At 73.6% G+C, this 25,085-nt stretch carries 25 protein-coding genes; 12 read left to right on the plus strand and 13 right to left on the minus strand.

Features of this window, described 5'->3' with window-relative positions; translation table 11 throughout:
• Positions 1 to 70 precede the first annotated feature (70 nt).
• The 3 genes from ACZ6N8_RS10315 (at position 71) to ACZ6N8_RS10325 (ending at position 4,084) form a co-directional block, all read left to right on the plus strand.
• A complete protein-coding gene (locus ACZ6N8_RS10315; protein ID WP_466009022.1) occupies positions 71 to 2,602 on the plus strand; it encodes an FtsK/SpoIIIE domain-containing protein in 2,532 nt (843 codons plus the stop codon).
• Positions 2,603 to 2,604: 2 nt separating this feature from the next.
• Positions 2,605 to 3,450: a hypothetical protein gene (locus ACZ6N8_RS10320; protein WP_466009024.1), complete on the plus strand. Its 846-nt coding sequence runs from the start codon at positions 2,605 to 2,607 to the stop codon at positions 3,448 to 3,450.
• A 76-nt stretch (positions 3,451 to 3,526) separates the two neighbouring features.
• Entirely contained in the window at positions 3,527 to 4,084 is a 558-nt protein-coding gene (locus tag ACZ6N8_RS10325; RefSeq protein ID WP_466009026.1) for an RDD family protein, read from the plus strand.
• Between the two features lie 25 nt (positions 4,085 to 4,109).
• Here the strand turns inward: ACZ6N8_RS10325 and ACZ6N8_RS10330 are convergent, their stop codons facing one another.
• The 4 genes from ACZ6N8_RS10330 to ACZ6N8_RS10345 all read right to left on the minus strand — a co-directional run bounded on the left by ACZ6N8_RS10330 (position 4,110) and on the right by ACZ6N8_RS10345 (position 6,009).
• Positions 4,110 to 4,622, minus strand: a complete 513-nt coding sequence (locus ACZ6N8_RS10330) for a hypothetical protein (protein WP_466009028.1) — start codon at positions 4,620 to 4,622, stop codon at positions 4,110 to 4,112.
• 124 nt (positions 4,623 to 4,746) lie between these two features.
• Positions 4,747 to 5,181, minus strand: a complete 435-nt coding sequence (locus ACZ6N8_RS10335) for a hypothetical protein (protein WP_466009030.1) — start codon at positions 5,179 to 5,181, stop codon at positions 4,747 to 4,749.
• A 157-nt stretch (positions 5,182 to 5,338) separates the two neighbouring features.
• Positions 5,339 to 5,797, minus strand: a complete 459-nt coding sequence (locus ACZ6N8_RS10340; RefSeq protein ID WP_466009031.1) for a hypothetical protein — start codon at positions 5,795 to 5,797, stop codon at positions 5,339 to 5,341.
• Positions 5,794 to 6,009, minus strand: a complete 216-nt coding sequence (locus tag ACZ6N8_RS10345; protein WP_400313100.1) for a hypothetical protein — start codon at positions 6,007 to 6,009, stop codon at positions 5,794 to 5,796. Before ACZ6N8_RS10345 ends, ACZ6N8_RS10340 begins: the two co-directional genes overlap by 4 nt.
• 241 nt (positions 6,010 to 6,250) lie before the next feature.
• Here ACZ6N8_RS10345 and ACZ6N8_RS10350 point away from each other — a divergent pair, with 241 nt between their 5' ends.
• Together ACZ6N8_RS10350 and ACZ6N8_RS10355 are read left to right on the plus strand one after the other, a co-directional pair.
• Complete coding sequence (locus ACZ6N8_RS10350) at positions 6,251 to 6,496, plus strand: winged helix-turn-helix domain-containing protein (RefSeq protein WP_088949319.1); 246 nt, start codon at positions 6,251 to 6,253, stop codon at positions 6,494 to 6,496.
• Between the two features lie 200 nt (positions 6,497 to 6,696).
• Positions 6,697 to 6,960: a DUF6244 family protein gene (locus ACZ6N8_RS10355; protein WP_203175910.1), complete on the plus strand. Its 264-nt coding sequence runs from the start codon at positions 6,697 to 6,699 to the stop codon at positions 6,958 to 6,960.
• A gap of 18 nt (positions 6,961 to 6,978) precedes the next feature.
• Here ACZ6N8_RS10355 and ACZ6N8_RS10360 read toward each other — a convergent pair whose 3' ends face one another.
• From ACZ6N8_RS10360 to ACZ6N8_RS10375, 4 genes are all read right to left on the minus strand, one after another.
• Positions 6,979 to 7,386, minus strand: coding sequence for a hypothetical protein (locus tag ACZ6N8_RS10360; RefSeq protein ID WP_466009032.1), 408 nt, complete (start codon positions 7,384 to 7,386; stop codon positions 6,979 to 6,981).
• A 75-nt stretch (positions 7,387 to 7,461) separates the two neighbouring features.
• Positions 7,462 to 7,929: a nitroreductase family deazaflavin-dependent oxidoreductase gene (locus ACZ6N8_RS10365; protein WP_466009034.1), complete on the minus strand. Its 468-nt coding sequence runs from the start codon at positions 7,927 to 7,929 to the stop codon at positions 7,462 to 7,464.
• Between the two features lie 51 nt (positions 7,930 to 7,980).
• Positions 7,981 to 8,958, minus strand: coding sequence for an SEC-C domain-containing protein (locus tag ACZ6N8_RS10370; RefSeq protein ID WP_466009036.1), 978 nt, complete (start codon positions 8,956 to 8,958; stop codon positions 7,981 to 7,983).
• A gap of 104 nt (positions 8,959 to 9,062) precedes the next feature.
• Positions 9,063 to 10,529 carry an MFS transporter gene (locus tag ACZ6N8_RS10375; RefSeq protein ID WP_466009038.1) on the minus strand — a complete coding sequence of 489 codons (1,467 nt, stop codon included), beginning with the start codon at positions 10,527 to 10,529 and terminating at the stop codon, positions 9,063 to 9,065.
• A gap of 218 nt (positions 10,530 to 10,747) precedes the next feature.
• Here ACZ6N8_RS10375 and ACZ6N8_RS10380 point away from each other — a divergent pair, with 218 nt between their 5' ends.
• On the plus strand, positions 10,748 to 11,329 hold the full coding sequence (locus tag ACZ6N8_RS10380) for a TetR/AcrR family transcriptional regulator (protein WP_364362662.1): 582 nt from the start codon (positions 10,748 to 10,750) through the stop codon (positions 11,327 to 11,329).
• A 4-nt stretch (positions 11,330 to 11,333) separates the two neighbouring features.
• Here the strand turns inward: ACZ6N8_RS10380 and ACZ6N8_RS10385 are convergent, their stop codons facing one another.
• Positions 11,334 to 12,689, minus strand: coding sequence for a pentapeptide repeat-containing protein (locus ACZ6N8_RS10385; RefSeq protein ID WP_466009040.1), 1,356 nt, complete (start codon positions 12,687 to 12,689; stop codon positions 11,334 to 11,336).
• Positions 12,690 to 12,894: 205 nt separating this feature from the next.
• Here ACZ6N8_RS10385 and ACZ6N8_RS10390 point away from each other — a divergent pair, with 205 nt between their 5' ends.
• Positions 12,895 to 13,668: a lipase family alpha/beta hydrolase gene (locus ACZ6N8_RS10390; RefSeq protein ID WP_466009042.1), complete on the plus strand. Its 774-nt coding sequence runs from the start codon at positions 12,895 to 12,897 to the stop codon at positions 13,666 to 13,668.
• A gap of 223 nt (positions 13,669 to 13,891) precedes the next feature.
• On the opposite strand, the gene ACZ6N8_RS10395 is transcribed toward ACZ6N8_RS10390, so the two are convergent.
• Complete coding sequence (locus ACZ6N8_RS10395; protein WP_466009044.1) at positions 13,892 to 14,764, minus strand: aldo/keto reductase; 873 nt, start codon at positions 14,762 to 14,764, stop codon at positions 13,892 to 13,894.
• Between the two features lie 201 nt (positions 14,765 to 14,965).
• On the opposite strand from ACZ6N8_RS10395, the gene ACZ6N8_RS10400 reads away from it, so the two are divergent.
• Entirely contained in the window at positions 14,966 to 18,886 is a 3,921-nt protein-coding gene (locus ACZ6N8_RS10400) for a CHAT domain-containing protein (RefSeq protein ID WP_466009046.1), read from the plus strand.
• A gap of 9 nt (positions 18,887 to 18,895) precedes the next feature.
• Here the strand turns inward: ACZ6N8_RS10400 and ACZ6N8_RS10405 are convergent, their stop codons facing one another.
• Together ACZ6N8_RS10405 and ACZ6N8_RS10410 are read right to left on the minus strand one after the other, a co-directional pair.
• Positions 18,896 to 19,354 carry a hypothetical protein gene (locus tag ACZ6N8_RS10405; RefSeq protein WP_466009048.1) on the minus strand — a complete coding sequence of 153 codons (459 nt, stop codon included), beginning with the start codon at positions 19,352 to 19,354 and terminating at the stop codon, positions 18,896 to 18,898.
• Entirely contained in the window at positions 19,351 to 19,671 is a 321-nt protein-coding gene (locus ACZ6N8_RS10410; RefSeq protein WP_466009050.1) for a hypothetical protein, read from the minus strand. The genes ACZ6N8_RS10405 and ACZ6N8_RS10410 overlap by 4 nt, the downstream gene beginning before the upstream one ends.
• A 209-nt stretch (positions 19,672 to 19,880) precedes the next feature.
• Here ACZ6N8_RS10410 and ACZ6N8_RS10415 point away from each other — a divergent pair, with 209 nt between their 5' ends.
• The 4 genes from ACZ6N8_RS10415 (at position 19,881) to ACZ6N8_RS10430 (ending at position 24,284) form a co-directional block, all read left to right on the plus strand.
• Complete coding sequence (locus tag ACZ6N8_RS10415) at positions 19,881 to 20,246, plus strand: YciI family protein (RefSeq protein WP_364362669.1); 366 nt, start codon at positions 19,881 to 19,883, stop codon at positions 20,244 to 20,246.
• A gap of 129 nt (positions 20,247 to 20,375) precedes the next feature.
• Positions 20,376 to 21,755: an FAD-binding oxidoreductase gene (locus ACZ6N8_RS10420; RefSeq protein ID WP_466009052.1), complete on the plus strand. Its 1,380-nt coding sequence runs from the start codon at positions 20,376 to 20,378 to the stop codon at positions 21,753 to 21,755.
• 199 nt (positions 21,756 to 21,954) lie between these two features.
• Positions 21,955 to 23,403, plus strand: coding sequence for a pyruvate kinase (gene pyk, locus ACZ6N8_RS10425; protein WP_466009054.1), 1,449 nt, complete (start codon positions 21,955 to 21,957; stop codon positions 23,401 to 23,403).
• Positions 23,400 to 24,284, plus strand: a complete 885-nt coding sequence (locus ACZ6N8_RS10430) for an acyl-CoA thioesterase (protein WP_364362672.1) — start codon at positions 23,400 to 23,402, stop codon at positions 24,282 to 24,284. The genes pyk and ACZ6N8_RS10430 overlap by 4 nt, the downstream gene beginning before the upstream one ends.
• A gap of 55 nt (positions 24,285 to 24,339) precedes the next feature.
• Here the strand turns inward: ACZ6N8_RS10430 and ACZ6N8_RS10435 are convergent, their stop codons facing one another.
• Positions 24,340 to 25,008 (minus strand): YceI family protein, encoded by a 669-nt coding sequence (locus ACZ6N8_RS10435; RefSeq protein ID WP_466009055.1) that lies wholly within the window; start codon positions 25,006 to 25,008, stop codon positions 24,340 to 24,342.
• Between the last annotated feature and the right edge of the window lie 77 nt (positions 25,009 to 25,085).

Consider the following 25,085-nt stretch of genomic DNA (forward strand, 5'->3'; position numbering starts at 1 on the left):
ACTGTGCCGGCGTCACCGCTGTCCGTTAGGGTTTCCGCGAACCGGACGGCCGTGGCGTGGGAGGCACAGCGTGGGCAGGCTCGCGTCGGCGTACGGGCAGGCGGTCACCGCCCACCGGGCGGCCCGCGCACACCTGGACACCGCCCGTGGCGCGCTCGGCGCCGCCCCGGCACCCGCCGCGCCCGTCGGCGCCGGCGACGTGGTCGACCGGCTGGCCCGCCTCGGCGCCGCGCTGGCCACCCCCACCCCGGGCGCCACCGGGCTCACCGACGCCCCGGCAGCCGTCCGGATCGGCGAGGCGTCCACACCCGACGGTGGCTTTCCCGTGCTCGTGCCGCTCGGCGGCGGCCACCATCTCGCCCTGGACACCGACGCCCGCGACTCCCGGGTCGCCGGGCTGCTGCGGGCGCTGGTGCTGCGGCTGGTCGCCACCGCGCCGCCCGGGCAGGTCCGCGTCGCCGGCATCGACACCGCCGCGCTGGGCGCCACGTTCGGCCCGCTGCGCCCGCTGCTCGACGCCGGGGTGCTCGACCCGCCGGCCACCGGCGAGGCCGAGGTGACCGTGCTGCTGGACGCCGCCGAGCGGCACGCCCGCGCCGCGCAGCACGCCGACCCCGCCGCCCGGCACCTGCTGGTGGTCGTCGCCACCGCCTCACCGGCGCCGCGCGAGCTTGCCCGCCTCGCGGCGCTCACCCACGCGGGCCCGTCCGCCGCCGTCTGCGTACTGCTCGCCGGCCACCCGTCCCGGCTGCCCGGCGAGACCGCGCCGCCGCTGGGCGGCACCACCGCCATCCGACTCGTCGAGGGGTACGCGCAGGTCGGCGACCCGCCCGGCACACCGTTCAGCGCCGACGGCAGTGGCCTCGCCGCACCCGTGCTGCTCGACGGCGACCCGCCGCCCGCATCCGTACGCGCCCTCGCCGAGCACCTGGGCGCCGCCGCCCGCCGCACCGACGCGCTGCCGTTCACCGAGCTGCTGCCCGAGCGGCGCTGGGCCGAGTCGGCCGGCAACGGTCTGCGAACCGTCGTCGGCCGGGCCGGCCGCGCCCCGCTGACCGTGGCCTTCGACGACGCCACCCCCCACTGGCTGGTCGGCGGGCGCACCGGCGCCGGCAAGACCGTCTTCCTCCTCGACGTCCTCTACGGGCTGGCCGCACGGTACTCGCCTGCCGAGTTGCAGCTCTACCTGCTCGACTTCAAGGAGGGCGTGAGCTTCACGGAGTTCGTGCCCACCACACGCGACCCGTCCTGGCTGCCGCACGCCCGCGCCGTCGGCATCGAATCCGACCGCGAGTACGGCCTGGCCGTGCTGCGCGAGCTGCGCCGCGAGGCGCAACGCCGGGCCACCGCCCTCAAACGGCACGGCGTCACCAAGCTCGCCGACCTGCCCCGGGACAATCCGTTGCCGCGCATCGTGGCGGTCATCGACGAGTTCCACGTGCTGCTCGCCGGCAACGACGCGCTTGCCCGCGAGTCCGTCGACCTGCTTGAGGAGCTGGCCCGCAAGGGCCGCTCCTACGGCGTCCACCTGGTGCTGGCCAGCCAGAGCATGACAGGCATCGAGGCGCTCTACGGCCGCGCCGAGGCGATCTTCGGGCAGTTCGCGCTGCGGGTGGCGCTGCCCGGCGGGGGTGGGGTGCTCGACCAGCTCAACGACGCCGCCGCGGCCCTGCCGATCGGCTCCGCCGTCGTCAACACCGCCGCCGGCGCGGTAGGCGCGGACACCGTGCTGCGCTTCCCCGACGCGCACGCCGCCGCGGCCGACCTCGCCGCGCTGCGCCACGAGCTGTGGCAGGCCCGCCCGCCGGGCTCGCGGGCACCGGCGGTCTTCAAGGGGTACGAGGCCGCGCGGGTCGAGGACGACCCCACCTTCACCGGTCTGCGCCCCGGCGGCCGACGCCCGATGGCCCTGGTCGGCCGCACCGTCGACGTGCACGGCACCACAGCGCTGTTCCTGATGGACAGCACCCCCGGCCGGCACCTCGCCGTGGTGGGCACCGCCGCCACCGGGGCGGACGTGCTGCGCGCCGCGACGCTGAGCCTGGCCCGCCAGCACACCCCCGGCGACGCCCGGTTCCTGCTGGCGTCGCTTGTCACCGCCGCCGACCCGGTCGCCGACGAGACCGACGCCGCGCTGCGGGCCGCCGGCCACCCGGTCCGCCGCGTCGACGCGACCGGGCTGCGCGACCGGATCGCCGAGCTGGCCGCCGAGCCCGCCGGCCGCGAATACCTGGTGGTGTTCGGAATGGACGCCGCCGCGCCGGTGCTCGGGGCCGCCGACCCGGTCAGCTTCCGCTCCGGCCTGGACGACCTGCACACCCTGCTGCGCCAGGGCCCCGCCCACGGGGTGCACCTGCTCGGCTGGTGGCGCGGGCTGCGCCGGCTCGCCGACGACCTCGGCGGCACCCAGAACCGCGACGACGTGGCGTGCCTGGTCGCGCTCAACGTGCCCGGCCCCGAACTGGCCCTGCACCTCGGGGTCCACGACCTGGCCTACACGCCGCGCGCCGACCGGGCGCTGCTTGTCGACCGGCACGACCAGCGCACCAGACTGATCGTGCCGTTCGCCGGCGACGGGCACGAAGCGGACGGGGAGCGTTGACGGTGTCCTTCGAGGAGTACGCGGCGCTGGCCCGACAGCTCGCCGAGCAGCGCCGAGCCGGCGAACAGCACGCCGCCGCCGAGTCCGAACGCCGCCGTGACCTGCACGCCGCCGTCGACTCCCTGCACCACCGGCTGACCGCCCAGGGGCACCGCCTCGACCAGCTCGGCCGCGCCATCGGCATCGACCAGCCGCCGTCCAGCCCGCCCGCAGCCGCGGGCACCCCGTGGAGCCCGGCCGGTGCCGCCACCGCACCAGGTCCGCCGTACGCACCCGGACCAGGGGACGGCGGACCCGACGGCGCAGCCGGCGCGCCGGGGCGGGCGGGTGTCGAGGCGTACCCCCAGCTGCCGGCGGCCGACGCGCGGCTGGCGCTACCGACCGCGGTGAGCCCGGCGGGCGCCGGGGTGCCGGCGCAGCGCGCGGCGACTGTCGACCCGGCCACCGAGCTGGAGCTGGCGCGGCGGATGGCCGACGAGGCGGACCGGCACGGGCACCAGGCGGAGCTGCTGGCCCAGCGACCGGCGCTACTGCCGACGTGGTCGCCGCTGGCCCGGGCCGTCGCCGTCTACGCCGGGTGCGGGGCGGCGGCCGGGGTGCTCATGTTGACGCTTGTGGTCGCCTCCGGGATCGGCCTGGTCGACGGGTTCACGCTCGGCGCGTGGATCTGCGCGGGGTTGCCGGCGTTGGCGTTCTTCGGCGGCTACCTGGTGCTGGGCCGGTGGGGGAGGCCCGCCATGGTCGCCGGCACGCCGCCGCGCTACCTGCCGCTGGGGTTCCTGATCTGTTTCCTGCTGGTGCCGATGGGCTACTGCGCCTACCTGCTGCTGTTCCGCACCCTGCGCTGAGCTGGGCGCCGTCCGGCCTGTCGACAGGCCATGTGCCAGCGGCCATTACGATGCCGGCGAACGACAGGAGACAACTGTGGCAGTGCACGCGACGAGCCAGCGAACGACCCGAGTGGAGGCCGCCGCAGCACACGCGCAGGGGGTGCTCGGCGCGCGAAAGGCCAGCCGGATCGCGACGTTCGACAATGGTGCCCTCTACGTACGGGCGGGCGGGGGACGTCAGTTCCTGGCCTGGCTCATCGACTTCACGGTCTACCTGTTCGGGGTCGGGGTGGGGATCGTCGCCGTGGCCCTGGTGCACAGGTCGATGCCCCTTTCCGATGATGTTCTCGCCGTGGTCGTGCTCTCGTTGTTCGTCGTGGTGCCGCTGGTGTACGGCCTGTGCTTCGGCAACGGCCGGGCGCTCGGCGGGGTCCTCACCGGCACGCAGCTCGTGCGGATCAAGGACGGCGGTCGGGTCGGTCTCAAGGCGAGCTGGGTCATGCTGGTCAGGACACTGTTGGTGCCGGTGCTTGTCGTCGGAGCGTTGGCGGACGCGTTCACCGGTGGTGGGGCGCTGGGTTCCGATTCAGAGCTGCGAGTCTGCATCGATCCCACTGCCACCCGGCGGCTGCACGCCGCCGGCATCCGTTGAGCTTCCGGGCGTCCACCGGCCTCGCCTACTCCAGGTGGTAGGTGATGCTGCCGGCGTCGCTGAACCTCTGCTCGCCGCTGCTCGACGGGCTGAAGACGCGACAGGCGCAGCCGTCGCCGGGCTCCTTGGCGGACGCCTCGGCGAAATACCAGACCTGACCCACCTGGGCCGTGAACGTACGGCTGGTCCGCGGCGGCACCTCCATCGCCCGGTGCGCCGTGCAGTCGGCGTCGAAGAGCCACAGCACGTACGGCTCGCTGGTCGTCGAGGCGGTGCCGCGTACCCGGTCGCCCCACCGGCCCGGGGGGATGTCGCGTTGAAAGTACGCCACCGCCTCCTCGCCCTTGGTCCGCGCGATGCAGGCCCGGGCGAGCTGTGCCGCGGAGGCGGAGGCCGGGCCGGGGGCAGGCGCCGCCGAGGAGGAGGACCGCAGGCCCGACCTGTCGCCGGCGACGACGACCACGAGGGCGGCGATGACGACGAGACCGCCGGACAGCCCGATGACCACCCACCGGCGTCGTGTCTTCTCAGGTGCCATGTCCCGTCGCTCCCTCAGCTACCGGCCGGGCAGGCGACGTGGTCAGCCCCCTGTCCGAGTGCTGACGGCAGAGTCTACGGCGCTTTCCGCCGTGGCATCGTCCCCGGATTTCGCCTGTCGACCGTCACTGCTCCTGAACCACGCCCTGGGCCGTGGCGTTGGCGGCGGCAGCCAGCACGCCGTCACGCTCGCTGTCGGTGAGTCCCTCGTCTTCGAGCAGGCCGAGCAGGAGCACCGTCCGCGCGACCGTCGCCGCCGCGCCGTCCGGCACGGGTGGGCGCTCGCCGAGGGCCGCCCAGACCAGCGCCTCGGCCAGCACCGGGTCGACGTCATGCCCGGTGACGTCGTAGCGTTCCCGCGCGGACGCCACGAATCGGATCACCGGCGCCCGATCCTGCCCGGCCACGAACCGCCGCCGCACCGCCACCAGCAGCGCCCCGGCGAGCAGATCGGCGTACCGCAGCCAGTCCGCCTCGGTGAACCGGCGCAAACGCCGCTCGTGGCCGCGCAGCCGTCCGGCCAGGAGGCTGCGCAGCGCCGCGTGCGGATCGGTCACCATCGCGTCCCCCTGATGATCTTTCGTCGGCGTCGCCTGATCACCAGGGCGCTCGCCGCGTGACAGCCGTGCGCGATCTCGTCGGTGCCGGCGTTGGTGCTGGTCGCGTCACCGATGCTGTCGGGTCTGTCCGGTGTGGGCGGTGCCGCCGGCTTGCAGGTCACGGCGTGGGTTCGCCGGTCAACGCGGCCACTGAGCGGTCGATGCGGCAGCCGCCGACCGCGAGCCGGGCGGCGACCAGGTCCAACCGGGCGATGGCCGCGGCGAAATGCCGGGCCGCGACCGCCTCCGCCACGATTCCGGTACGCCGCAGCCGATCCTCGGTCGCACCCAACCGCCAGCGGACACGGGCGGCCAGTGCGGCGGCCCGGTCCGCGTCGACGCGTGCCGCCCGCAGGCCGGCGAGCAGTTCGCCAACCGACCCCTCCGTCGTGCCCCGGTCGGCGGCCAAGCCCGCGTAGACGAGGCTCAGCGCCCGCCAGCATTCGGTGACCGCGTCCTGCCAGGGCAACCGCCGGCCGGGTGGCCCCGCCCCGTGCAGGTGCGCGCCGGCCCGGTCGGCGGCGGCGATCGTGGCCAACCAGGCGGCGCGTAGGTCGTCCACGGTGTCGGCCGTCATTCGCCCGCCTCCGCCGTGGACTTGACCAGGAGTGCGAAGCGCACCTCCGTGCAGGGGTAGTCAGCGCCGCACCCGCAGAGCCAACGACGCACCACCCTGGGTGGATGGGCGAAGAGGGTGTCGTCGGCGTCCTCGACGTCCTGATCGGACACGAGCCGGTGGCGTTGTTCGGGTACGGGGTCGCTCGGGTGTTCGTCGGGTCGATCGGGCATCGAGGGCTCCCGTCGGGTCCGTCTCCTTGCTCAGGTTCTTTGCGTCGGGGCAGCGTGCGGGCATGCCCCGGCACGCCCGGCCGGACGGGGGGACCGACCGGCCGGGCGCTCTCTGCGGTGGGGAAGAACCAACTCCGGGTTTGCAGACCTGGGAGCCGGCGAGAGAGAGCTTATATAACAGGTCATGTATGCGCAAGCACTCTTCGCACATTGCTTGCTATACAAAGTTGCTCGTGATCGAATGGCGGGGCAGACCTGGGAGACACCAATGCCCGCCAAAGCGAAGTGGGCGCTGATCGCCGACGGCATCCGCGCTCAGATCAAGTCCGGTGAACTCGCGCCGGGCGACAAGCTGCCCTCGACTTCCGAGTTGTGCCGTCAGCACGACGTTTCGGCAATCGTCGTTCGTCAGGCCATCAACGCGCTCAAGATCGAGGGCCTGGTTGAGGGAGTCGGTGGGGTGGGAGTGTTCGTCGCCGAGCGCTGAGTGTCGCGAGTTGCGCTGGAACGCACGAGATCTTGGACAGTTTCCGTCCCGTGTGAACGGAAACTGTCCAAGATTCACCGCCGTCGGGGTGACGGCCGGGCGATCACGCGGTCGCGCTGGGTGCGCGGATCTCGTACGCTCCGATGTGGTCTCCGCCGGTGCGGTGGTGGAGGCGATGGTCGACCACGGGGAGGGTGCGCGTGAGCGCAGCACAGATCATCGCGAGGTTGGCGGCGGCGTCGCAGAAGCTCGACGAGGCGAAGGCCAAGACCGCAGCGGCAGCGCAGGACGCGGCCGAGGCGCGGGCGCTCGTCGCCGGGGCGCTGGAAGGTGTGGCCGCCGGCCCGTTGATCGGCATGATCGACGCGTACCGGCAGGCTCTCGCGCAGGCGTCCCAGGGTGGCGAGCCCGCCAAGCAGCACGTCCAGGAGACGATCGCAAAGGTGCGAGCGCTGGGAAACTGACCGCGGGTGGGCCCTCGGTCAGCGGGTGATGCGAACCGTTTGCTCAAAGGTCGTGTAGGCACAGCCATCCGGACCGCACAGCTCCGCGTTCCCGCTGATCAGCGCCTCGCCGTTGTGCAGGACGCGCCCACCCTCCGCCACCCACGCTCGGCCGGTCGCCGTGCGCGGCTCGCCGGTGCAGGAGACGGGTGCCCAGCCGGAGGCGTACGCGACCGTGTTGCCCGACCGCTGCCTGACGATCAGTTCGGTGCCGCCGGTCACGCCGGCGGGGCAGGTCACCGTGAGGGTGATCTCGACGGCGACGCCTCGCGCGACAAGGGTCGCGGACGTGACCTCGACGGTGCTCGCCGCGCTTGCCGGCGTCGGCGCCAGCATCACGAACAGCGACGCCCCGAGTAGTGCGATGGTGGTGACGATGCGGCGCACGGCGACCCTCCGTTGCGGAGTGCGAATGAGACGCTTACCTTCGGTCACCATAGCGCTCATCGACGGGCGCGAGAATCAGTCGATCGCGGAAACGTCCCCGGCTGCGCGTTCGACGACGATCAGGGGGATCTCGCGGTCGGTGCCCTTCTGGTAGCGGGCGTACGTCGGGAAGACCTTCGTCATCGCCGGCCACAGTCGCGCCCGCTCTCCGGCGTCCGCCGTGCGGGCGCGAGCGGTGAACCGTTCCGCGCCGACCTGGATTTCGACAGTCGGGTCGGCGCTGAGGTTCAGATACCAGGCCGGGTGCTTCGCCGAGCCGCCGTTGGACGCCACCAGCAGAAAGTCGTCGCCGTCGCGGCCGTACATCAGCGCGGTGCGGCGCAGTGTGCCCGATCGGCGTCCGCGCGTGGTGAGCAGCAGCGAGGGTACGCCGTGGAAGGTGCCTCCGTCCGCGCCATCGGTCTCGACGTATCGCTGGATGTGCTCGGCGACCCAGCCGACAGGGCTGTTCTCGACCGTCTCGTGCTGTCCGGCAGTCGTCATGCGACGAGCCTAACGGTGTGACGACGCGGGGCCCGTCCGGCAGGAGATCGCTCAGCCACGCGAGCGGGGCAGGCAGCACTTCTTGTACTTGGTGCCCGAGCCGCACCAGCAGGCGTCGTTGCGCCCGGGTGGCCAGGCGGTCAGGCCTGTCTCGTCGAGGCTGTCGGCGTACTCGTCGAGGGTTTCCTCGTCGATGGGGTCGTCGCCGGCGAAGGCGGCCAGGCCCTCGACGCTGCCGGCCACCACGCCCAGTTCACCGCCGCCCAGGCCGGAGGCCTCGGTGAGGGCGCGTTCGATCTGGGTACGGTGCTCGTCCCAGGTGGACGGGTAGCTGTCGACGAGCGCCGGCCAGCGCGCCAGCAGGGCGTCGAACTCGGCCCGCGGCCAGTACAGCAGCGTCGCCGGGCCGTCGTCGATGGCGTCGAGGGCGTGGTTGCTGGCGGCGCGCAGCCGGTCGGCGAGGTTGTCGTACTCGTCGTGGGGGAGGCCCAACTCCTCGCGCAGGTCGTGCCGCCGCTGGGCCAACCCGTAGATCATGGCGGCGGCCTCGTCCTGCGCGTCCTCGGACTCGTGCTGCTGGGTCCGGGTCCGTTCCAGGATCGCGTCCAGCGCGCCGGTGAGCCACTCCAGCGCCGTCTCGGTGTGGCCGGACTCGGCAAGCTCGTCGACCAGGTACGTGGCGTCGGGGTTGGTCTCCAGCAGCGGACGTAGCTCGGCCAGCTCGCGCATGCCCTCGTCGGAGCGGCCCAGGCGCAGCAGCAGGCCGCCGCGCACCGCCCGGGCGTACGCGTTCTCGTCGGGTTGTTCGGCGATGGCGCGGGTGGCCAGGGCGAGCGCGTCGGCCAGGTCACCGGCCTGCTCCAGGATGTCCGCGGCGACGAGCAGCGCGTACCCGGTGTCGTCCGGGTCGGCGACACGCCCCTCGTCGACGGCGCCCACCAGTTCGGCGACGAGCGCGGCCGGGTCCGGACTCTCGGATCCCACCGAGCCGATCTCCTCGATCCGCTCGGTGGTCAACATCTCGGGCATGGGCACATCCTGGAGACGAGACGACTGTGGACGGGGAGCGGCCAGCGTACTCCCGGAGATGCCGCAGCCCGGGCGGCGAACCGCCCGGGCTGTGACACGGAACCTCAGCGGGTGGCGGGCATGGTGGCGAACTCGCCGGCTAGCTCGGATTCGACGATCGTCGAGGTGGACGGCCGGCGACCGGCCGACGCCCGCCGGGCGGACGGGACGGCGAGGGCCGCGAGGGCGGCCGCCAGGGCGATCGCGGTGAGGACGAGAAACCCGGTGGTGAAGCCGGCCTCCCGGGGCAGGCCGCTGGCCTGCGGGTGGGCGGTGATCACGCCGCTGACCACCGCGGCGCCGATCGCGCCACCGATGGTGCGGATGTTGGCGTTCATGCCTGTCGCCACGCCTGTCTGGCTGGCCGGCACACTGCCGACGATCAGGTTGGCCATCGACGCGAAGGCCAGGCCGATGCCGAGGCCGACCAGGCCGCCGGCGACGGCGACCTCCCAGCGGGTGTCGTGCGCGGCGGCGAGCATGGCGGAGGCGGCCACGTTGAACGCGGCGCCGGTGGCGAGCTGCGCCTTGGCGCTGAAGACGGACTGGAGTCGCCCGGCGACCAGGCCGGCGACGAACATCGCGACGAGCATCGGCAGCATGAGCAGGCCGGCCTGGCTGATGCTGGCGCCGAACCCGTAGCCGGCGGACGTGGGGGTCTGCACGAACTGCGGGAGGAACGCGTACACCGAGAACATCGACGCGCCGTAGAGCAGGGCTACCAGGTTGGTGGTCCAGACGCCGGGCAGGCGCATCATGCGCATGTCGATAAGGGGGTTGGCCGAGCGCACCTCGGCGACCAGCCAGCCGACGAGCAGCACCACGGCGAGCGCCAGCAGGCCCAGCACCCGGGTGGAGGTCCAGCCCCAGGACGCGCCCTGGCTGATCGGGAGCAGCAGCGCGACAAGCCAGCCGGAGAGCAGCACTGTGGCGCGCCAGTCGATCCGGCCGGGCGTGCGCACCGGCGACTCGGGGATGAACAGGTGCGCGGCGACGGCGGTCAGCCCGACCACGACCATGGGGATCCAGAACAGCCACCTGTAGTCCAGCGCGGTGACGATCGGGCCGGCGAGCACGACACCAAGGCCACCGCCGGCGGCGACGATCGCCGAGATGGCGGCGACGGCGGAGCCGACCCGCGCGGCGGGGAACTCGTCGCGGATGATGCCGAACGACAGCGGGAACACCGCGCCGCCGATGCCCTGCACGACCCGGGCGACGATGAGGACGCCGATGTTCGGCGCGACGGCGGCCAGCAGGCAGCCGAGGGCGAGCGCGGCGAGCGAGACGACGAGCATCCGCTCCTTGCCGACCATGTCGCCGACGCGGCCGAGGATGGGCGTGAAGATCGACGCGGAGAGCAGGTAGGCGGTGAGCACCCAGGTCACTGTGTTCTGGGAGGTGTGCAGGTCCTGCTGGATGGTCGGCAGCACCGGAGTGATCAACGACTGGAGCATCGCGAAGAACCCGGCGCCGGCCGCGAGCACGGTGAAGGTGAGCCGACGCGAGCTGCGTCGGGAGGTCACTGACACGAGAGAGAACTCCTGATGATGGTACGGAAGGAGGTTTGTGGCCCTGCCGTCTGCGGCGGGCGGGATGTCGGGGTCCGGGCGATCGGGTGGCCAGGCGGATCGGGCGGGTCCCGAGGTAAGCTAACCGGAGGGTTCCCTCCGGCATTTCCGGAGGGGTGCCTCCACTAAGCTAGCGGAGGGGTGCCTCCGGATGCAACCAGGATGAGGTGACGCACGTCATGACCAGCGGGGGGCAGACGCCCGAGGTCTTCGCGCGCCGGCCCAAACGAGCCGACGCGCGGCGCAACTACGACGCCCTGGTCATCGCGGCTCGTGACGCGTTCGCCGAGAACGGCGCCGCCGCCTCCCTGGAGGACGTGGCCCGCCGGGCCGGGGTGGGCATCGGCACGCTCTACCGCAACTTCCCGACCCGGCGGCACCTCTTCGAGGCCGTCTACGTCGAGGAGGTCCGGGCGCTGAGCAGTTCGGCCGCCGACCTGGCCGAGCTGCCCCCGTGGGACGCGCTTGTCGCGTGGCTGCACCGCTTCGTCGCGTACGTCGCCACCAAGAGGGCGCTCGCCGAGCAGCTGCTGCACGACTCGGAGATCTTCCAGAGCTGCCGTACGGAGATCTACGCCGCCGGCGACCCGTTGATGCGCCGTGCGCAGGCCGCCGGCGTGGTGCGTGACGACATCGTGTTCGACGACGTGGTGCGGCTGATCAGTGGCCTCACCATGGCCCAGTTCCCCTCGCCCGAGCAGCGCGACCGGGTGCTCGGCGTGGCCCTCGACGGGCTGCGCCCCACGGCCGCCGCCCGCTGACCGCTCAACCGTCGACGAGCAGCAGCCACTCGTCGTCGAGCCGTTTCACGACGGTGCCCGCCGGCCAGCGGTGACCGAGATCGACCACCGCCCGCGCCTGCTCGACCTGCGGCGGCCGGCTGAAGTGGACGTCGCGGAAGCTGGCCATGCTGTGAAAGCGGGCTCTGCCGAAGTTCGCGGCGTCGGTGAAGCGGGCACCGTCGAACAGCGCCTCGGCACCGAAGATCGTCCAGCGGAACAGCGCCATGTTCGTGAAGCGGACCGAGCGGAAGCTGGCCGACCCGCCGAACTCGGTGTGCTCCATCGACAGGGCGCTGAGGAACTCGGCCTCCCGGAACGAGGCGGTGTCCTCGAAGCGGGTCGCGTCGAAGCTGGTCGGCTGGCCGAAGGTCGCCCGACGAAACGAGGTCGGGCCGGCGAAGCGGGACCGCCGGCAGGACAGGCCGTCGAACGCGGCCCCCTCGAAGCTGGCCGATCCGCCGAACCGCACGCCGTCCAGCACGACCTCCGCCTCGGCGTTGAGGCCGTCGAAGACCACGTCACCGACGGCCGCCGCCCCGAACAGCAGTGACCCGCGCACCGTTGCCCCCGCGAAGCTGGTCGTGCCTGTGAACACCGCACGCCTGAAGTCCGCGTCGACAAGCGTGCAGCCGGCGGCGTCGAAGTCGACGAGCGTGGCGCCGGTCAGGTCCAGGACGATGCCCGGCCAGTGGTCCGCGTCGTCCGCGCGCAGGTGCCGGGTCAGGACCCGCTGCGCGGTGCGCCGGACCTCCGTCTCGCGCGGCTCGTCGTTCGGCGCCGGCATCCGCAGGTACGCGCAGAGCACCGCCACGATCGTCGGCCGTTGCGCCGGATTGTCCTGACCGAGGCGTTCCAGGGCGTGCAGCCCGCCGAGGCGTACGGCCGCGCTGTCGTTGCCGAGCAGCTCGACCGCGCGGGTGTACAGCTCGGTGAGCCGGCGTTCGGCGGCGTCGTGTTCGGCCGACCGGGACTGCCGATCCTGGTGGTGCTGCGCGGCCTCGGCCACCGACTCGGCGTGTGCCTGCACCCGGTCGCGGTGGGCCTGGTCGCGGGCGGCGACGCTCTCCTGGTGCCGCTGCGCGCGTTCGGCGATCCACTGGCGGCGGGCGGCCAGCAGCAGCGCCAGCCCGCCGCCGGTGCCGGCTACCACTGTCAACCCGGTGCGGATCGCGTCGATGCGCAGAGTGGCGCGGGTGTCCGGCTGCCCGGCCCGGTCGGCCTCGGTGAGCAGCAGGTCCAGGACCAGCCAGCCGAGGGCGACGGCGACCAGCAGACCGACCAGGACCAGCCACCACGGCATCACCCGTAGTTGGCGTTCGGGGGGTTCGTCCGCGGCCACTGCCACAGCATGCCAGCCGCCGGGCTCCGTCCGATATGGAGCCCGGCGGTATGCCCGTTTGCACCCCCGGCGGAACAACGGGTTACCCGCGCGTAACAAGCCATTGACGTTTCCAAATTGTTGCGGGCATCATCGGCGCACGGTCGACCGGACACCCCCACCCACCTGCCCGGTCCGCCGGGCGCCTCCCTCCGGAGGTGCAGCCATGCTGCTCCGAAAGACCGCCCTCGCCCTGGCCCTCGCCACCGCCGCCGTCCTCGTGACCACCACCCCCGCGGCGGCCGCCCCCACCCCCGCCGCCAACCCCGCACCGGCAGCCGCCGCCAACCCCGTCATCGTGGTCGGCGGGCTCAGCGGCGTCGCCGTCGCGTACGAGCCGATCGCCGCCCGGCTGCGCGGCGACGGCCACCGCACCTTCATCTACCAACTGCCCGGCCTCGGCCTCGGCGACATCCCGGCCTCCGCCCGCGCGTTCGCCGGCTTCGTCGAGCAGGTACGGACCAGCACCGGAGCGTCGACGGTGGACGTCGTCGCCCACTCCGAGGGCGGCCTGGTCAGCCGCTACTACCTCAAACGGCTCGGCGGCACCGCCACCATCGGCAGGTACGTCAGCCTCGGCACCCCGCAGTACGGCACGTACGTGGCGAACATCGTGGCGTTCCTGGGCCTGGGCAGCTGCGCCGGGGTCGTGGCCTGCCAGCAGATGACCATCGGTTCGGCGTTCCTCGCCGACCTCAACGCCGGTGACGACACACCGGGCGCGGTCCGGTACACCACCATCCGCACCCTGCAGGACGAACTGGTCCGCCCCACCGGGAACGCCGCCGTGAACGACGGAGCGACGAACGTGCTGATCCAGGCGTACTGCCCGCTGCGGGTCGTCGGGCACCTCGGTCTGGTGCTCGACGGCACCGCGTACACAATCGTGCGCGGCGCCCTGGTCGACGGTCCGGTGCGACCCAACTGCGTGGCGCTCTGACCCGCTCCGGTGCGGCGGGCCCGCGGGGGCCGCCGCACCGGAGCCGCGACGAATCCGGGGCCAGCATCCGGATCCAGGCCGGGGACGCCGAGGTGGAACTCCAGGTGACCGGGCGCACCGACTCGGCCCGCCTGCTGGCCCAGGCCACCGAGGCGCTGCGGGCCGCCCGCGAGTCCGGGTCGGACACCACCGGCTGAACGGTGGTGTCCGACCCGGCAGCGGGTCAGCTCGCCTTGGCGAGCGCCTCGAACTCGTCGTCGGTGAGCCGCACGTCGGCGGCTGCCACGTTCTCCTCCAGGTGCGCCACCGAGGACGTACCCGGAATCGGCAGCATCACCGGCGAGCGGCGCAGCAGCCAGGCCAGCGCGAGCTGCGCGGGTGTGGCGCCGTGGCCCGTGGAGATCGCGTCCAGCGGGCCACCCGGTCGGGCCAGCTCGCCCGTCGCGATCGGGAACCACGGGATGAACGCCAGGTCGTTGCGCTCGCAGTACTCCAGCACGTCCTCGGCGCTGCGGTTGGCGAGGTTGTACAGGTTCTGCACCGAGACGATCTCGGTGATCGCCCGGGCCTCTTCGATCTGCTCCGCGCTCACCTCGGACAGCCCGATGTGCCGGATCTTGCCCTCCTCGCGCAGCAGGGCCAGCTCGCCGAGCTGGTCGGCGAGCGGCACCTGCGGGTCGATCCGGTGCAACTGGTACAGCGGGATGCTGTCCAGGCCCAGGTGGCGCAGGCTCAGCTCACACTGCTGGCGCAGGTACTCCGGCCTGCCCAGGGGCCGCCAGTCACCCGGACCGGAGCGGCTCAGCCCGGCCTTGGTCGCGATGACCAGGTCGTCGGCGTACGGGTGCAGGGCCTCGCGGATCAGCAGCTCGGAGACGAACGGCCCGTACGAGTCGGCGGTGTCGATGAACGTCACGCCCAGCTCGACAGCCCGGCGCAGCACGCGCAGCGCCTCGGCCGGGTCCTTCGGGTCACCCCACACACCGGGGCCGGTGAGCTGCATCGCGCCGTAGCCGAGCCGGTTGACCTGGATGTCGCCGCCGATCGAGTACGTGCCGGACGCCTTCGCGGGCTGCTTGCTGATGTCGGTCGCCATACGCGGTTCCCCAATCATGTCGTCGCGGCGGGAGGCCAGCCACCCGCCGCCCAGGTGATGATCCCCCGAATCACGCCGCCCTACCCCGGGGGAGCCTGTGGGAGGGAACACGACAGCTGTCCGGAATTCGCATCTTCCTGCCACTGGTATGCGACCTGTCCGGTCTGCTACCCCTGAACCAGGCCGGTCGGGGGAGGCGCGATGTGGCGACGGTTCAGGTCCGACCCGGTACGCCAGCTGCGGGAGCGGCTGGACCGCTTCGCGGCCACCCTGAGCCCCCGGGAGGTGCTCGACTCCGGCGCGATCCGCGACGCCGAGCTGGTCATGGAGCTGGTCGCCGGCACGCCGACGGACGGGCCGCTGCCGGAGCAGGTGGCCGAGGGCATGGTCCTGCTCGCCTGCCTGCACTCGTACCGCTACCAGCTGCTGCCCCCGGGTGAGGACGCCGACGACCTCGCGCGGGCCGTCCAGCTCACCGAGTTCCTCCTGCGCTTCGCCCCGCACCGGGTGCCGCCGTCGCTGCTGGCCGTCCTGGGCCTCGCGCGCCCGGGTGGCGCCCGCGTCCCGAACCCCCGGCAGGCGGACGACACGGCCGGTGTCCGGTACGTGGAGGCGGTCATGCTGATGGGCGCGGCGGAGGCGAGCAACGACTACCGGGCCGCCGACCGGGCCGAGACGCTGCTGCGCCAGGCGGTCACCGCCACTCCGCCGGGCACGCCGGAGCGCCCGCACTACCTGTCCGCGCTCGGCAAGGTGCACCGCGACCAGTTCCAGCACCTCGGACGCGGGCGCGCCCTGCCGGCCGCGATCGACGCGCACCGGGAGAGCCTGGAGTCCACCCCAGCAGGGGACCGGGAACGGCCGGCGCGACTGTTCAACCTCGGCAACGTCCTCGGCGACAGGTACGACACCGGGAGCGACCCGGCCGACCTGGACGAGGCGATCACCCTGCTGCGCGAGGCATCCCGGACCGCCGGCGCGGCCGCCCCGGTGGCGGCCATGGCACGCGCGAACCTCGGGCAGCGCCTACGCGACAGGTGGCGGCTGCTCAGGCGGCCCGGCGACCTCGACGAGGCGGTCGACGCCCTCGGCGCGGCCCGCGACAGTGGTGATCCCCGGATGGCGGCGCTGCACGGCACGGCTCTTGCCGAACGGTTCCTGCGCGACCGCGCCGACCGGGACCGGGACGCCGCGATCGACGCGTACCGGTCGGCGTTGAGCGGGTTCGGAGGGCTCGCCCCGGACCTGGCCGGCACCGCCCAGGCCGGGCTCGCCTCCCTGCTCGCCGTACGGCACGAGGTCGACGGCGCCCCGGGCGACCTCGACGCCGCCATCGAGGCGTACCGGGTGGTGGGGTCTGTCGGGTCGACCCACGGCGGACCGGACCGCGCCGACGCCCGGCAGGCCCTGGCCGGCCTGCTGGTCACCCGGTACGAGCAGCGGCGGCGCGTCGATGACATCACCGAGGCGGTGCGGTTGGTGCGCGACGCCGTCGCCACCGAGCGGGACCCGGCGGGGAGGGCCCGACGGCTCGCCGACCTCGGCTACACGCTCGCCAGGGGACAGGTCGACCTGGGTGGGGTGGACGCGCTGCGGGCGGCCCGCGACGCGCTCACCGAGGCCGGCTCGCTGCTGCCCCGCGCCGACCCGCTGCGCCACCAGGTGCTCAACAACCTCGGCAACACGCTGCGGGAGCTCAGTGACCTCGCGGGGGAGCCGGAGCTGCTGGAGCCGGCCGCCGTGGCGCTGCGGGACGCGGTGGCCGCCGCCGCCCCGGACGCCGCAGTGCTGCCCCGCTACCGCTCGAACCTGGGCCTGGTGTTGCAGTCCCTGTTCGCCTCCACGCAGGACCTGGCGACCCTCACCGAGGCCGTCGGGGTGCTGGCCCAGGCGACCGAGGCCGCGCCACCGGGGCACCCGGACCGGATGCTGGCGCTCACCAACTACGGCTCCGCGCTGAACCGCCGTGTCGAACTCGCCGTCGAGGGCGCGCTGCCCGCCGGCGGGGAACCCCAGGACCGGGTCGCGGCCCGCGTCGCCCGGGACTCCGACGCCGCGATCACCGCCCTGCGCGAGGCCGCCGACCTGGCCGAGCGGGAAGCCGAACCGGTCGAGTACGCCCAGACGCTGGCCACCCTCGCCCTGGCCCACCTGCTGCGGCACCGACTGCGCGACGACCCGGCGGCACTGGACGAGGCGATCGGCCTGCTCCAGCGGTTGGACGGGTTGCCGTCGGCCGACGTGGACCGGCATCGGATCCGCACCAACCTCGGCAACGCCCTGCTGCTGCGCTTCCGGGCGCAACGCGCCGACGCCGACGGGGTACGCGCCGACGGCGAGGCCATGCTGGCCGCGTACCGGGGGGCTGTCGACGCGCTGGCCGCCGACCATCCCGCCCGCGCCATGTGCCTGAGCAACCTCGCCACCGCCCTGGAGGCGGTCGCCGGGGCGGCGGAGTCGACCGAGGCAACCGAGGCGCTGGGCGCCGCCGCGCGAGTGGAGGCCGCGCCGTCGCTGCTGCGCGCCAGGGCGGCCAGCCGGTACGCCGCGCACGCCGAGGCGGCCGGCGACCTGGATGCCGCGCTCGACGGGTACGCCACAGCGATCGAGCTGATCGACCTGGTGGCCTGGCACGGCATGGACCCCGACGACCAGGCTCGCCTGCTCGGGCTGTTCTCCGGGCTGGCGAGCGACGCGGCGGCCGTCGCCGTCGACCTGGGCCGGCCGGAGCGCGCGGTCGAGCTGCTGGAGTACGGCCGGGGCGTCCTGCTCACCCGGGCCCACGACGCGGGCGCCGACCTGGCCGCGCTCCGCGCGCAGGCACCCCGGCTGGCCGCCCGGCTCACCGAGATCCAGGCCACCCTCGACGACTTCGCCGTGCCGCCGGCCGTGTCGATGTCACCCGTCGGTCCGCCCGGGCCGGCCCCGGAACGGCGCTACGACCTCGCCGTACGCCGGCGTGAGGTGCTTGCCGAGATCCGCCAGCGGCAGGGGTTCGCCGACTTCCTGCGCCCGCCGCCGTTCGCCGCGCTGGCCGGGGCCGCCGCCGGCGGTCCCGTGGTGCTGGTCAACGTGGCCGCCCGGCGCTGCGACGCGCTGGTCGTCGCCGACGGCCAGGTCGGGCTGGTGCCGCTGCCCGGCCTGACCCTTGCCGAACTGGTCAGCCGGACGGCCGGATTCCTCACCGCGATCGCGGTGCTCACCGGTCCGGCCCAGCCGGACGCCGCGGAGCCGCAGACGCAGCGCCGCCGGGTTGCTGCCCGTGGCGAGGTCGCCGACACGCTGGACTGGCTGTGGCGTACCGTCGCCGCACCGGCGCTCGACGCCGCCCTGCCCACACCCGCGCCGTCCGAGCCGGACTGGCCCCGGCTGTGGTGGTGCCCCACCGGGCTGCTCACCCTGCTGCCGTTGCACGCGGCCGGCCCACTCGACGGCGGCGACGGGGTCCTGGACCGGGTGGTGCCGTCGTACACGGCCTCGCTGCGCGCGCTCGCGCACGCCCGCCGTGGCGTACCCGCCCGAGCCGAACCTGTCGACTCGGCGCTCGTGGTCGGCATGCCCCGGACCCCGGGCCTGGCCGACCTGCCCGGAGTCGGCCGGGAGGAGGAGATCGTCCGCCGGCACCTGCCCCGGGTCCGTTCGCTGATCGGCCCGGCGGCCACCCCGGCGGCGGTGCTTGCCGCGCTCCCCGGGCAACCGGTCGCGCACCTGTCCTGTCACGGCACCCAGGACCTGCGCGCCCCGGCCTGGGGACACCTCGCGCTGGCCGGCGGCGCGCTGCACGTACGGGACCTGTGGCGACCCGCCCACAATCCGGCAGCGCTCGCCGTCCTGTCCGCCTGCGAGACGGTACGCGGCGGCGCGGCCCTGCCCGACGAGGCGCTCACCCTCGGCACCGCGTTCCAGCTCGCCGGGTTCCGGCACGTCATCGGCGCGCTCTGGTCCATCTCGGACGCGTTGACGGCCCAGCTCTGCGCGGACGTGTACGACGGCCTGGCGGTGCCCGGCGGGATCGCGCCCGACCGGGCGGCTGCGGCCCTGCACCAGGCGGTCCGCCGGCTCCGCGCCGCCCTGCCGGGACTACCCGACACGTGGGCCGGCTACGCGCACCTCGGGCCGTGACGGCCCCTGTCAGGAACCGGGCGCGTACCAGGTCACGCCCACGGCGGCGACCAGCAGCGCGGTGCAGAGCAGCACCAACCCCACCCCGGTCCGCAGGAACCGGACCGCCGCCAGGGCCTCCAGGTGGTCGCCGAGCGGAGCCGGCGGAAGGTCCGCCACCGCGATCACCGTCAACGGGCCGTGCGCCGCGCGCAGCAGCGCCAACGCCCCGCCCACGCCGGCGGTCAGCGCGGCGAGCAGCAGGACACCGACCAACGCACCCCAGCCCGACGCGAGCGTGCTGACGTCGGTGCGACCCCGGATCAGGCTGAACCCGACAAGCGCCACCAGCAGCCCGCCGAGACCGTTGCGCCAGGCCACCGCCGCCGCGCGTACCCGCTCCAGCTCGCCCCGCAGCAGGCCGGCCAGCTGCTGGGCGCGGTGCAGGTCGGCGACCGTCGCGGGCGGCCCCGGACGTAACCGGATCACGCCTCGGCCTCCAGCCGCACCGTCCAGTACGCGCCGCACCCGCGCGAACCGGCCGGCCGGGCCGGATGGTCGGCCTCGCACTCGCAGAGCACCGCCCGGTAGTCGGCATCCGGGACCGTCGCCGGGGCGTTGCGCCGGTACAACGCGTCCACCAGCGTGCTCGTGGTCGGGTGGTCGCAGCGGGGGCACCGCCCGCTGAGCTGCACCGCGAACGCGAACTGCCGCACCGTGAAGTCGGCCGCCGCCCGCACCGCGTACGCCTCGTCGGTCACCTCGGCGTACGGCAGCGCGACCACCACCGGCTCGTCATCGCCCATCCGACCTCCCCTGCGCGCGCCGCCCGGATCGTCCACCGTAGCCGGTCGGGGCACCGGGCCGGCGGCCTCGAACCCCGGCACCGGGAGGCGCCGCCCGACCGGGGCCAGTTGCGCCGAGCGGCAGGTACGGCCCGCACCGGCGTGCGACGCTTGGCGCGTGCCGGCGACACCTGCCGGTACGTGCCGACGCGACGGCGGAGGGAGCGCCCATGACGGGAGTGCCGCAACTCAACTTCGCGCTCGACACGTACGAGTGCATCGTGATCTATCCCGGCGCGGCCGGACGGGCCCTGCCGGCGGAGACCGTGCAGCGGTTGCAGGCCGAGCACACCGAGCACATGCAGGCGTTGCAGCGGCGCGGCATCATCCTGGTCGCCGGTTCCGTGGACGGTCCGGCCCGCAACCCGGACCCGCCGATCGGCTTCGGGCTGGCCCGCACCGGCAGCGTCGACGACGTCCGCAGCGTCCTGGAAGCCGATCCCGCCGTGCAGGCCGGGCTGTACCGGGTGGACGTGCTGACGTTCCTCTGCCCGGCCGGTTCGCTGGAGTTCCCGCTGGTCAAGACCGAGAGCTGACCTGGCGATCCAGCGATGGCTGTCGTGATGGTGACGGCGCCCGGCCGCCCGCCGGTGCTACGGTCGCGCCCTGCGCGGGCCGCCGGGGCGTACCCGGCGCCACCGGTCGGCCCCGGTCGAGGAGTCGCCGTGATCTCCGCCGCCCGCCCCGATGTCGCGTCGGCCACCGCCCGGCTGCGCGCCCTGCTCGGTGACCGGCTGCAGGAGCCGGCCGACCCCGCGTTCGCCGCCACCACCCGACTGTGGAACGGCGCCGTGGACCGCTCTCCCGCGCTTGTCGCCCGATGCCTGGACGCCGACGAGGTCGCCGGCGTGCTCCGCGTCGCCGCCCGGTGTCACCTGCCGGTGTCGGTCCGCTCCGGCGGCCACGACTGGGCCGGTCGGGCGCTGCGCGACGGCGGCGTGGTGCTCGACGTGACAGGTCTGCGGGCCGTCCGCGTCGACGCGGACACGGCCACGGTGACCGTCGGCGGCGGGGTCACGGCCGCCGGGCTGCTCGCCGCCGTCCGCCCGTACGACCTGGTGGTGCCCACCGGCACGGTCGGGAACGTGGGCATGGCCGGGTTGGCCCTCGCCGGCGGGTACGGGCCGCTGTGCGGCCGGTTCGGCCTCTCCCTGGACAGCCTGCTCGGCGCGGAGGTCGTGCTCGCCGACGGCCGCCGGGTCACCGCCGACCCCCACCACGACGCCGAGCTGTACTGGGCGCTGCGCGGCGGCGGCGGCAACGTCGGGGTGGTCACCGAGCTGCGCTTCCGCGCCCACCGGCTGCCCGCCGTGCTGGCCGGCATGATCATGTTTCCGTTGGCCGAGGGGCCCGCCGTGCTGCGCGGCTACGGCGCGTTGCTCGCCGAGGCGCCCGACGAGCTGACCGTGATGGCCGGCTTCCTGCCCGGCCCGGCCGGCGAGCCGGTGATCTTCGTCTGCCCGTTCTACAGCGGCCCGGACCTGGCCGCCGGGCAGCCGTGGATGGACCGGCTGCGGGCCCTGGGCACGCCGCTTGTCGACCAGATCAGCCCCATGCCGTACGCGGACGCGCTACGGATGTTCGACGGCGGGATGGTCGACGGCAACCACTACCTGCTGCGGACCCGCTGGCTGCCGGCGCTCAGCGACGGCGCCGTCGACACGCTCGTCGACGCGGCCCGGCGGGTCAGCTCGCCGTACTCGGCAATGGCCCTGCACCACTTCCACGGCGCGGCCACCCAGGTCGGGCTCACCGACACCGCGTTCGGCCTGCGCACCGAGCACATCCTGACCGAGATCATCGCGGTCTGGGCGCCGGGGGAGCAGGCCGACCCGCACCGGGCCTGGGCCGAGCGCACCTCCGCGGCCCTCGCCCCGCTCGCCCTGCCCGGCGGCTACCCCAACCTGCTCGGCCCGACCGAGACCGACCGGGTCCGCCTGGCGTACGGCCCGAACTGGGCGCGGCTGCGCCACGCCAAGCGGTACGACAGCCGTGACCTGCTCACCGCGGTGCCCACGCTGCCCCCGCCGGGGCCCGAAACGTGACCCGCCCTCGGGAGCACCCCGAGTGCCGGCGCCGACAGAGGCGTACGATTCCCGGCGCGCGGTCGCCGTTGCCCGTCGCCACAACGTTCCCGGTGCGGTTCCGCCCGCCGGCCCGACGCGCACCGCGCGTCGTTGGACACCTGTTCCGCTGCCTGCAAGGGGTCGGCCACGAGTTCGACCCGAAGGAGAGACTAGCCTGATGGGCGTGACACGCCGCGCGAAGATCGTCTGCACTCTTGGTCCCGCCACCTCGTCCCCGGAGCGCATCCGGGGTCTCGTCGAGGCCGGCATGAACGTGGCGAGGCTCAACTTCAGCCACGGCAGTCACGCCGACCACGAGGCGGTCTACCGACTGGTCCGGGAGGCGTCCGAGGCGGCTGGCAAGCCGGTGGCCGTCCTCGCCGACCTGCAGGGTCCCAAGATCCGGCTGGGTCGGTTCGCCGACGGCCCGCACGAGTGGCGTACCGGCGACTCGGTCGTGATCACCGGCGACGACATCGTCGGCACCAAGGAGCGGGTCTCCTGCACGTACCGCAAGTTGCCGCAGGAGGTGAAGCCCGGTGACCGGCTGCTGATCGACGACGGCCGCGTCGCCGTCGAGGTCACCGACGTCACCGGCAACGACATCCGCTGCCTGGTCACCGAGGGCGGTCCGGTCTCCAACAACAAGGGCGTCTCGCTGCCCAACGTGGCCGTCAGCGTGCCCGCCATGTCGGACAAGGACGCCGAGGACCTGCGGTTCTCCCTCGGGCTCGGCGTCGACCTGGTCGCCCTGTCCTTCGTCCGCTCGGCCGAGGACATCAAGCTCGTGCACGGCATCATGGCCGAGGAGGGCGTGTTCCGCCCGGTGCTGGCCAAGGTCGAGAAGCCGGAGGCGGTGGAACACCTCGAGGCCATCGTGCTGGCCTTCGACGGCGTCATGGTCGCCCGCGGCGACCTCGGTGTCGAGATGCCGCTGGACCAGGTCCCGCTGGTGCAGAAGCGCGCCGTGCAGCTGTGCCGGGAGAACGCCAAGCCCGTCATCGTGGCCACCCAGATGCTCGACTCCATGATCGAGAACTCGCGCCCCACCCGCGCGGAGGCCTCCGACGTGGCGAACGCGGTGCTCGACGGCGCGGACGCGGTGATGCTCTCCGGCGAGACCAGCGTCGGCAAGTATCCGGTGCTGACCGTCAGCACCATGGCCCGGATCATCACGACGACCGAGTCCGGCTCGATCGGCGTGCCCCGGTTGCAGCACGACCCGCGTACGCACGGCGGCGCGCTCACCGTGGCCGCCTCGTCGATCGCCCGGGCCATCAACGCCAAGGCGCTCGTCGCGTTCTCGCAGACCGGCGACACCGTCCGGCGGCTCTCCCGGCTGCACTGCGACCTGCCGCTGCTGGCCTTCACCCCGGTCCCCGAGGTGCGTGACCAGCTCGCCCTGACCTGGGGCGTGGAGACCTTCCTGATGCCGTTCGTGCAGCACACCGACGACATGTTCCGCCAGGTCGACCAGGCGCTGCTCGGCCTCAACCGGGCCAACCCGGGCGACTACGTGGTGATCGTGGCGGGCAGCCCGCCCGGCACCCCCGGCTCGACCAACACGCTGCGCGTACACCAGTTGGGCTCGCTTGTCGACGCGGCGTCGGCGCGGGCGCTGCAGTGAGCGACGGCCGGGTCGCGGTCGGCCAGGCGGCGGTGGACCAGCTCCTGGAGGTGCTGGACCTCGAGGCGACCGGGGCGATGACGTTCCGGGGGATGAGCCCCCGGGTCGGCCCGCAGCGGGTGTTCGGCGGCCAGGTGGCCGGTCAGGCCCTCGTCGCCGCCGGCCGCACGGTCGATCCAGAGCGGTTCGTGCACTCCCTGCACGGCTACTTCGTCCGCCCCGGCGACCCGGCCGAACCCATCGCCTACGAGGTGGAGAACATCCGCGACGGCCGCTCCTTCTCGGTGCGCCGCGCGGTAGCCCTCCAGCACGACAAGCCGATCTTCTTCATGTCGGCGTCGTTCCAGCGGGCCGAGGAGGGGCTGGACCACCAGGCGCCGGCGCCGCCCGACGTGCCCGCCCCGCAGGACGTGCCGACGATGAGCGACAGGCTGGCCCGCTACCCGGAACGCCTGGGCATCTGGGGCCAGATTCCCCGGCCGATCGACGTGCGCTACGTCGGTGAACCCGGCTGGGTCCGCCCGGGGGACCGGCCGGCCGACCCGCACCAGCGGGTGTGGATGCGCATCGACGGCAAACTGCCGGACGACCCGCTGCTGCACGCCTGCGCCCTCACCTACGCGTCGGACCTCACCCTGCTCGACTCGGTGCTCTCCGTGCACGGCGAGGTGTGGGGGCCGGGCGGGGTCGTCGGCGCGAGCCTCGACCACGCGCTCTGGTTCCACCGTCCGTTCCGCGCCGACGAGTGGTTCCTCTACGACTGCTGGAGCCCGTCGGCGTCGGGGGCGCGAGGGCTGGCCACCGGCCGGATGTTCACCACCGACGGCCGGCAGATCGCCAGCGCCGTGCAGGAGGGTCTGCTGCGCCGCGTCGGCGCCTGAGACCGCCGTCGTCCCCGCCAGGCGCACACCAGCGCTCCTGGCGGGGATTCGCGTCTCACGCCTGGTGGATGGCCTCGCCGGCGATCTCGATCTGCACGGTCTTGCCGACCAGCACCCCACCGCTTTCCAGCGCGACATTCCAGAGCAGGCCGTAGTCCTCACGGTTGATTTCCGCCGTCGCGCTGAATCCGAAGATGTTCTGCCCGTACGGATCCTGGCGCGCGCCACCGTAATTCACCTGAAGCTCGACCGCCCGCGTGATTCCCTTCACAGTCAGCTCGCCGGTGAGGACGAATCGTCCGGACGGCGAGTCGGGCTGCGGCGGGGAAATGTGACTTCTGCCTCGTCCGCCGAGTCGGCTGCTCCGCAATCGTGCCCATTGGAAGATGGGGTCCTCGTTGCGCTTCCACTCGATACCGGTGCTTCGATATTCGAGCGTCGGAAAGCGTTCCACATCGAGGAAGTCGGCGCTCTTCAGATGCGTGTCCCGGTCGAGGCTGCCGGTGGTGATGCTGGCCGCCTCGATGGTCGCGGTCACGGACGAGAGCAGCGGATCCTCCGCCACCGATATCTGCGCGGTCGCCTCGGCGAACTCGCCACGCACCGGGCTCACCATCATGTGTCGGGACAGGAAACCGATCCGCTTGTGCGCCTGATCGAGACGATAGGTGCCGGCGGCCGGGATGGTCATGCCATCCCAGGTACGTGTGGCGACATCGGTCATCGTGTTGCCTTCCCCCCGACGTGATCCAGGTGTTTATCAATATGCTTCCGGAGGCCGCCCTAACGATTGGTCAGTCG

The organism is Micromonospora sp. NPDC047521, assembly GCF_055587305.1.

Excerpts from the sequence above, each read along its gene's own strand:
- ACZ6N8_RS10330 (WP_466009028.1), bottom strand. The coding sequence starts at position 4,622 with ATGGCACCTGAGAAGACACGACGCCGGTGGGTGGTCATCGGGCTGTCC.
- ACZ6N8_RS10335 (WP_466009030.1), bottom strand. The coding sequence starts at position 5,181 with ATGGTGACCGATCCGCACGCGGCGCTGCGCAGCCTCCTGGCCGGACGG.
- ACZ6N8_RS10340 (WP_466009031.1), bottom strand. The coding sequence starts at position 5,797 with ATGACGGCCGACACCGTGGACGACCTACGCGCCGCCTGGTTGGCCACG.
- ACZ6N8_RS10345 (WP_400313100.1), bottom strand. The coding sequence starts at position 6,009 with ATGCCCGATCGACCCGACGAACACCCGAGCGACCCCGTACCCGAACAA.
- ACZ6N8_RS10350 (WP_088949319.1), top strand. The coding sequence starts at position 6,251 with ATGGCGGGGCAGACCTGGGAGACACCAATGCCCGCCAAAGCGAAGTGG.
- ACZ6N8_RS10365 (WP_466009034.1), bottom strand. The coding sequence starts at position 7,929 with ATGACGACTGCCGGACAGCACGAGACGGTCGAGAACAGCCCTGTCGGC.
- ACZ6N8_RS10370 (WP_466009036.1), bottom strand. The coding sequence starts at position 8,958 with ATGCCCGAGATGTTGACCACCGAGCGGATCGAGGAGATCGGCTCGGTG.
- ACZ6N8_RS10380 (WP_364362662.1), top strand. The coding sequence starts at position 10,748 with ATGACCAGCGGGGGGCAGACGCCCGAGGTCTTCGCGCGCCGGCCCAAA.
- ACZ6N8_RS10390 (WP_466009042.1), top strand. The coding sequence starts at position 12,895 with ATGCTGCTCCGAAAGACCGCCCTCGCCCTGGCCCTCGCCACCGCCGCC.
- ACZ6N8_RS10395 (WP_466009044.1), bottom strand. The coding sequence starts at position 14,764 with ATGGCGACCGACATCAGCAAGCAGCCCGCGAAGGCGTCCGGCACGTAC.
- ACZ6N8_RS10400 (WP_466009046.1), top strand. The coding sequence starts at position 14,966 with ATGTGGCGACGGTTCAGGTCCGACCCGGTACGCCAGCTGCGGGAGCGG.
- ACZ6N8_RS10410 (WP_466009050.1), bottom strand. The coding sequence starts at position 19,671 with ATGGGCGATGACGAGCCGGTGGTGGTCGCGCTGCCGTACGCCGAGGTG.
- ACZ6N8_RS10415 (WP_364362669.1), top strand. The coding sequence starts at position 19,881 with ATGACGGGAGTGCCGCAACTCAACTTCGCGCTCGACACGTACGAGTGC.
- pyk (WP_466009054.1), top strand. The coding sequence starts at position 21,955 with ATGGGCGTGACACGCCGCGCGAAGATCGTCTGCACTCTTGGTCCCGCC.
- ACZ6N8_RS10435 (WP_466009055.1), bottom strand. The coding sequence starts at position 25,008 with ATGACCGATGTCGCCACACGTACCTGGGATGGCATGACCATCCCGGCC.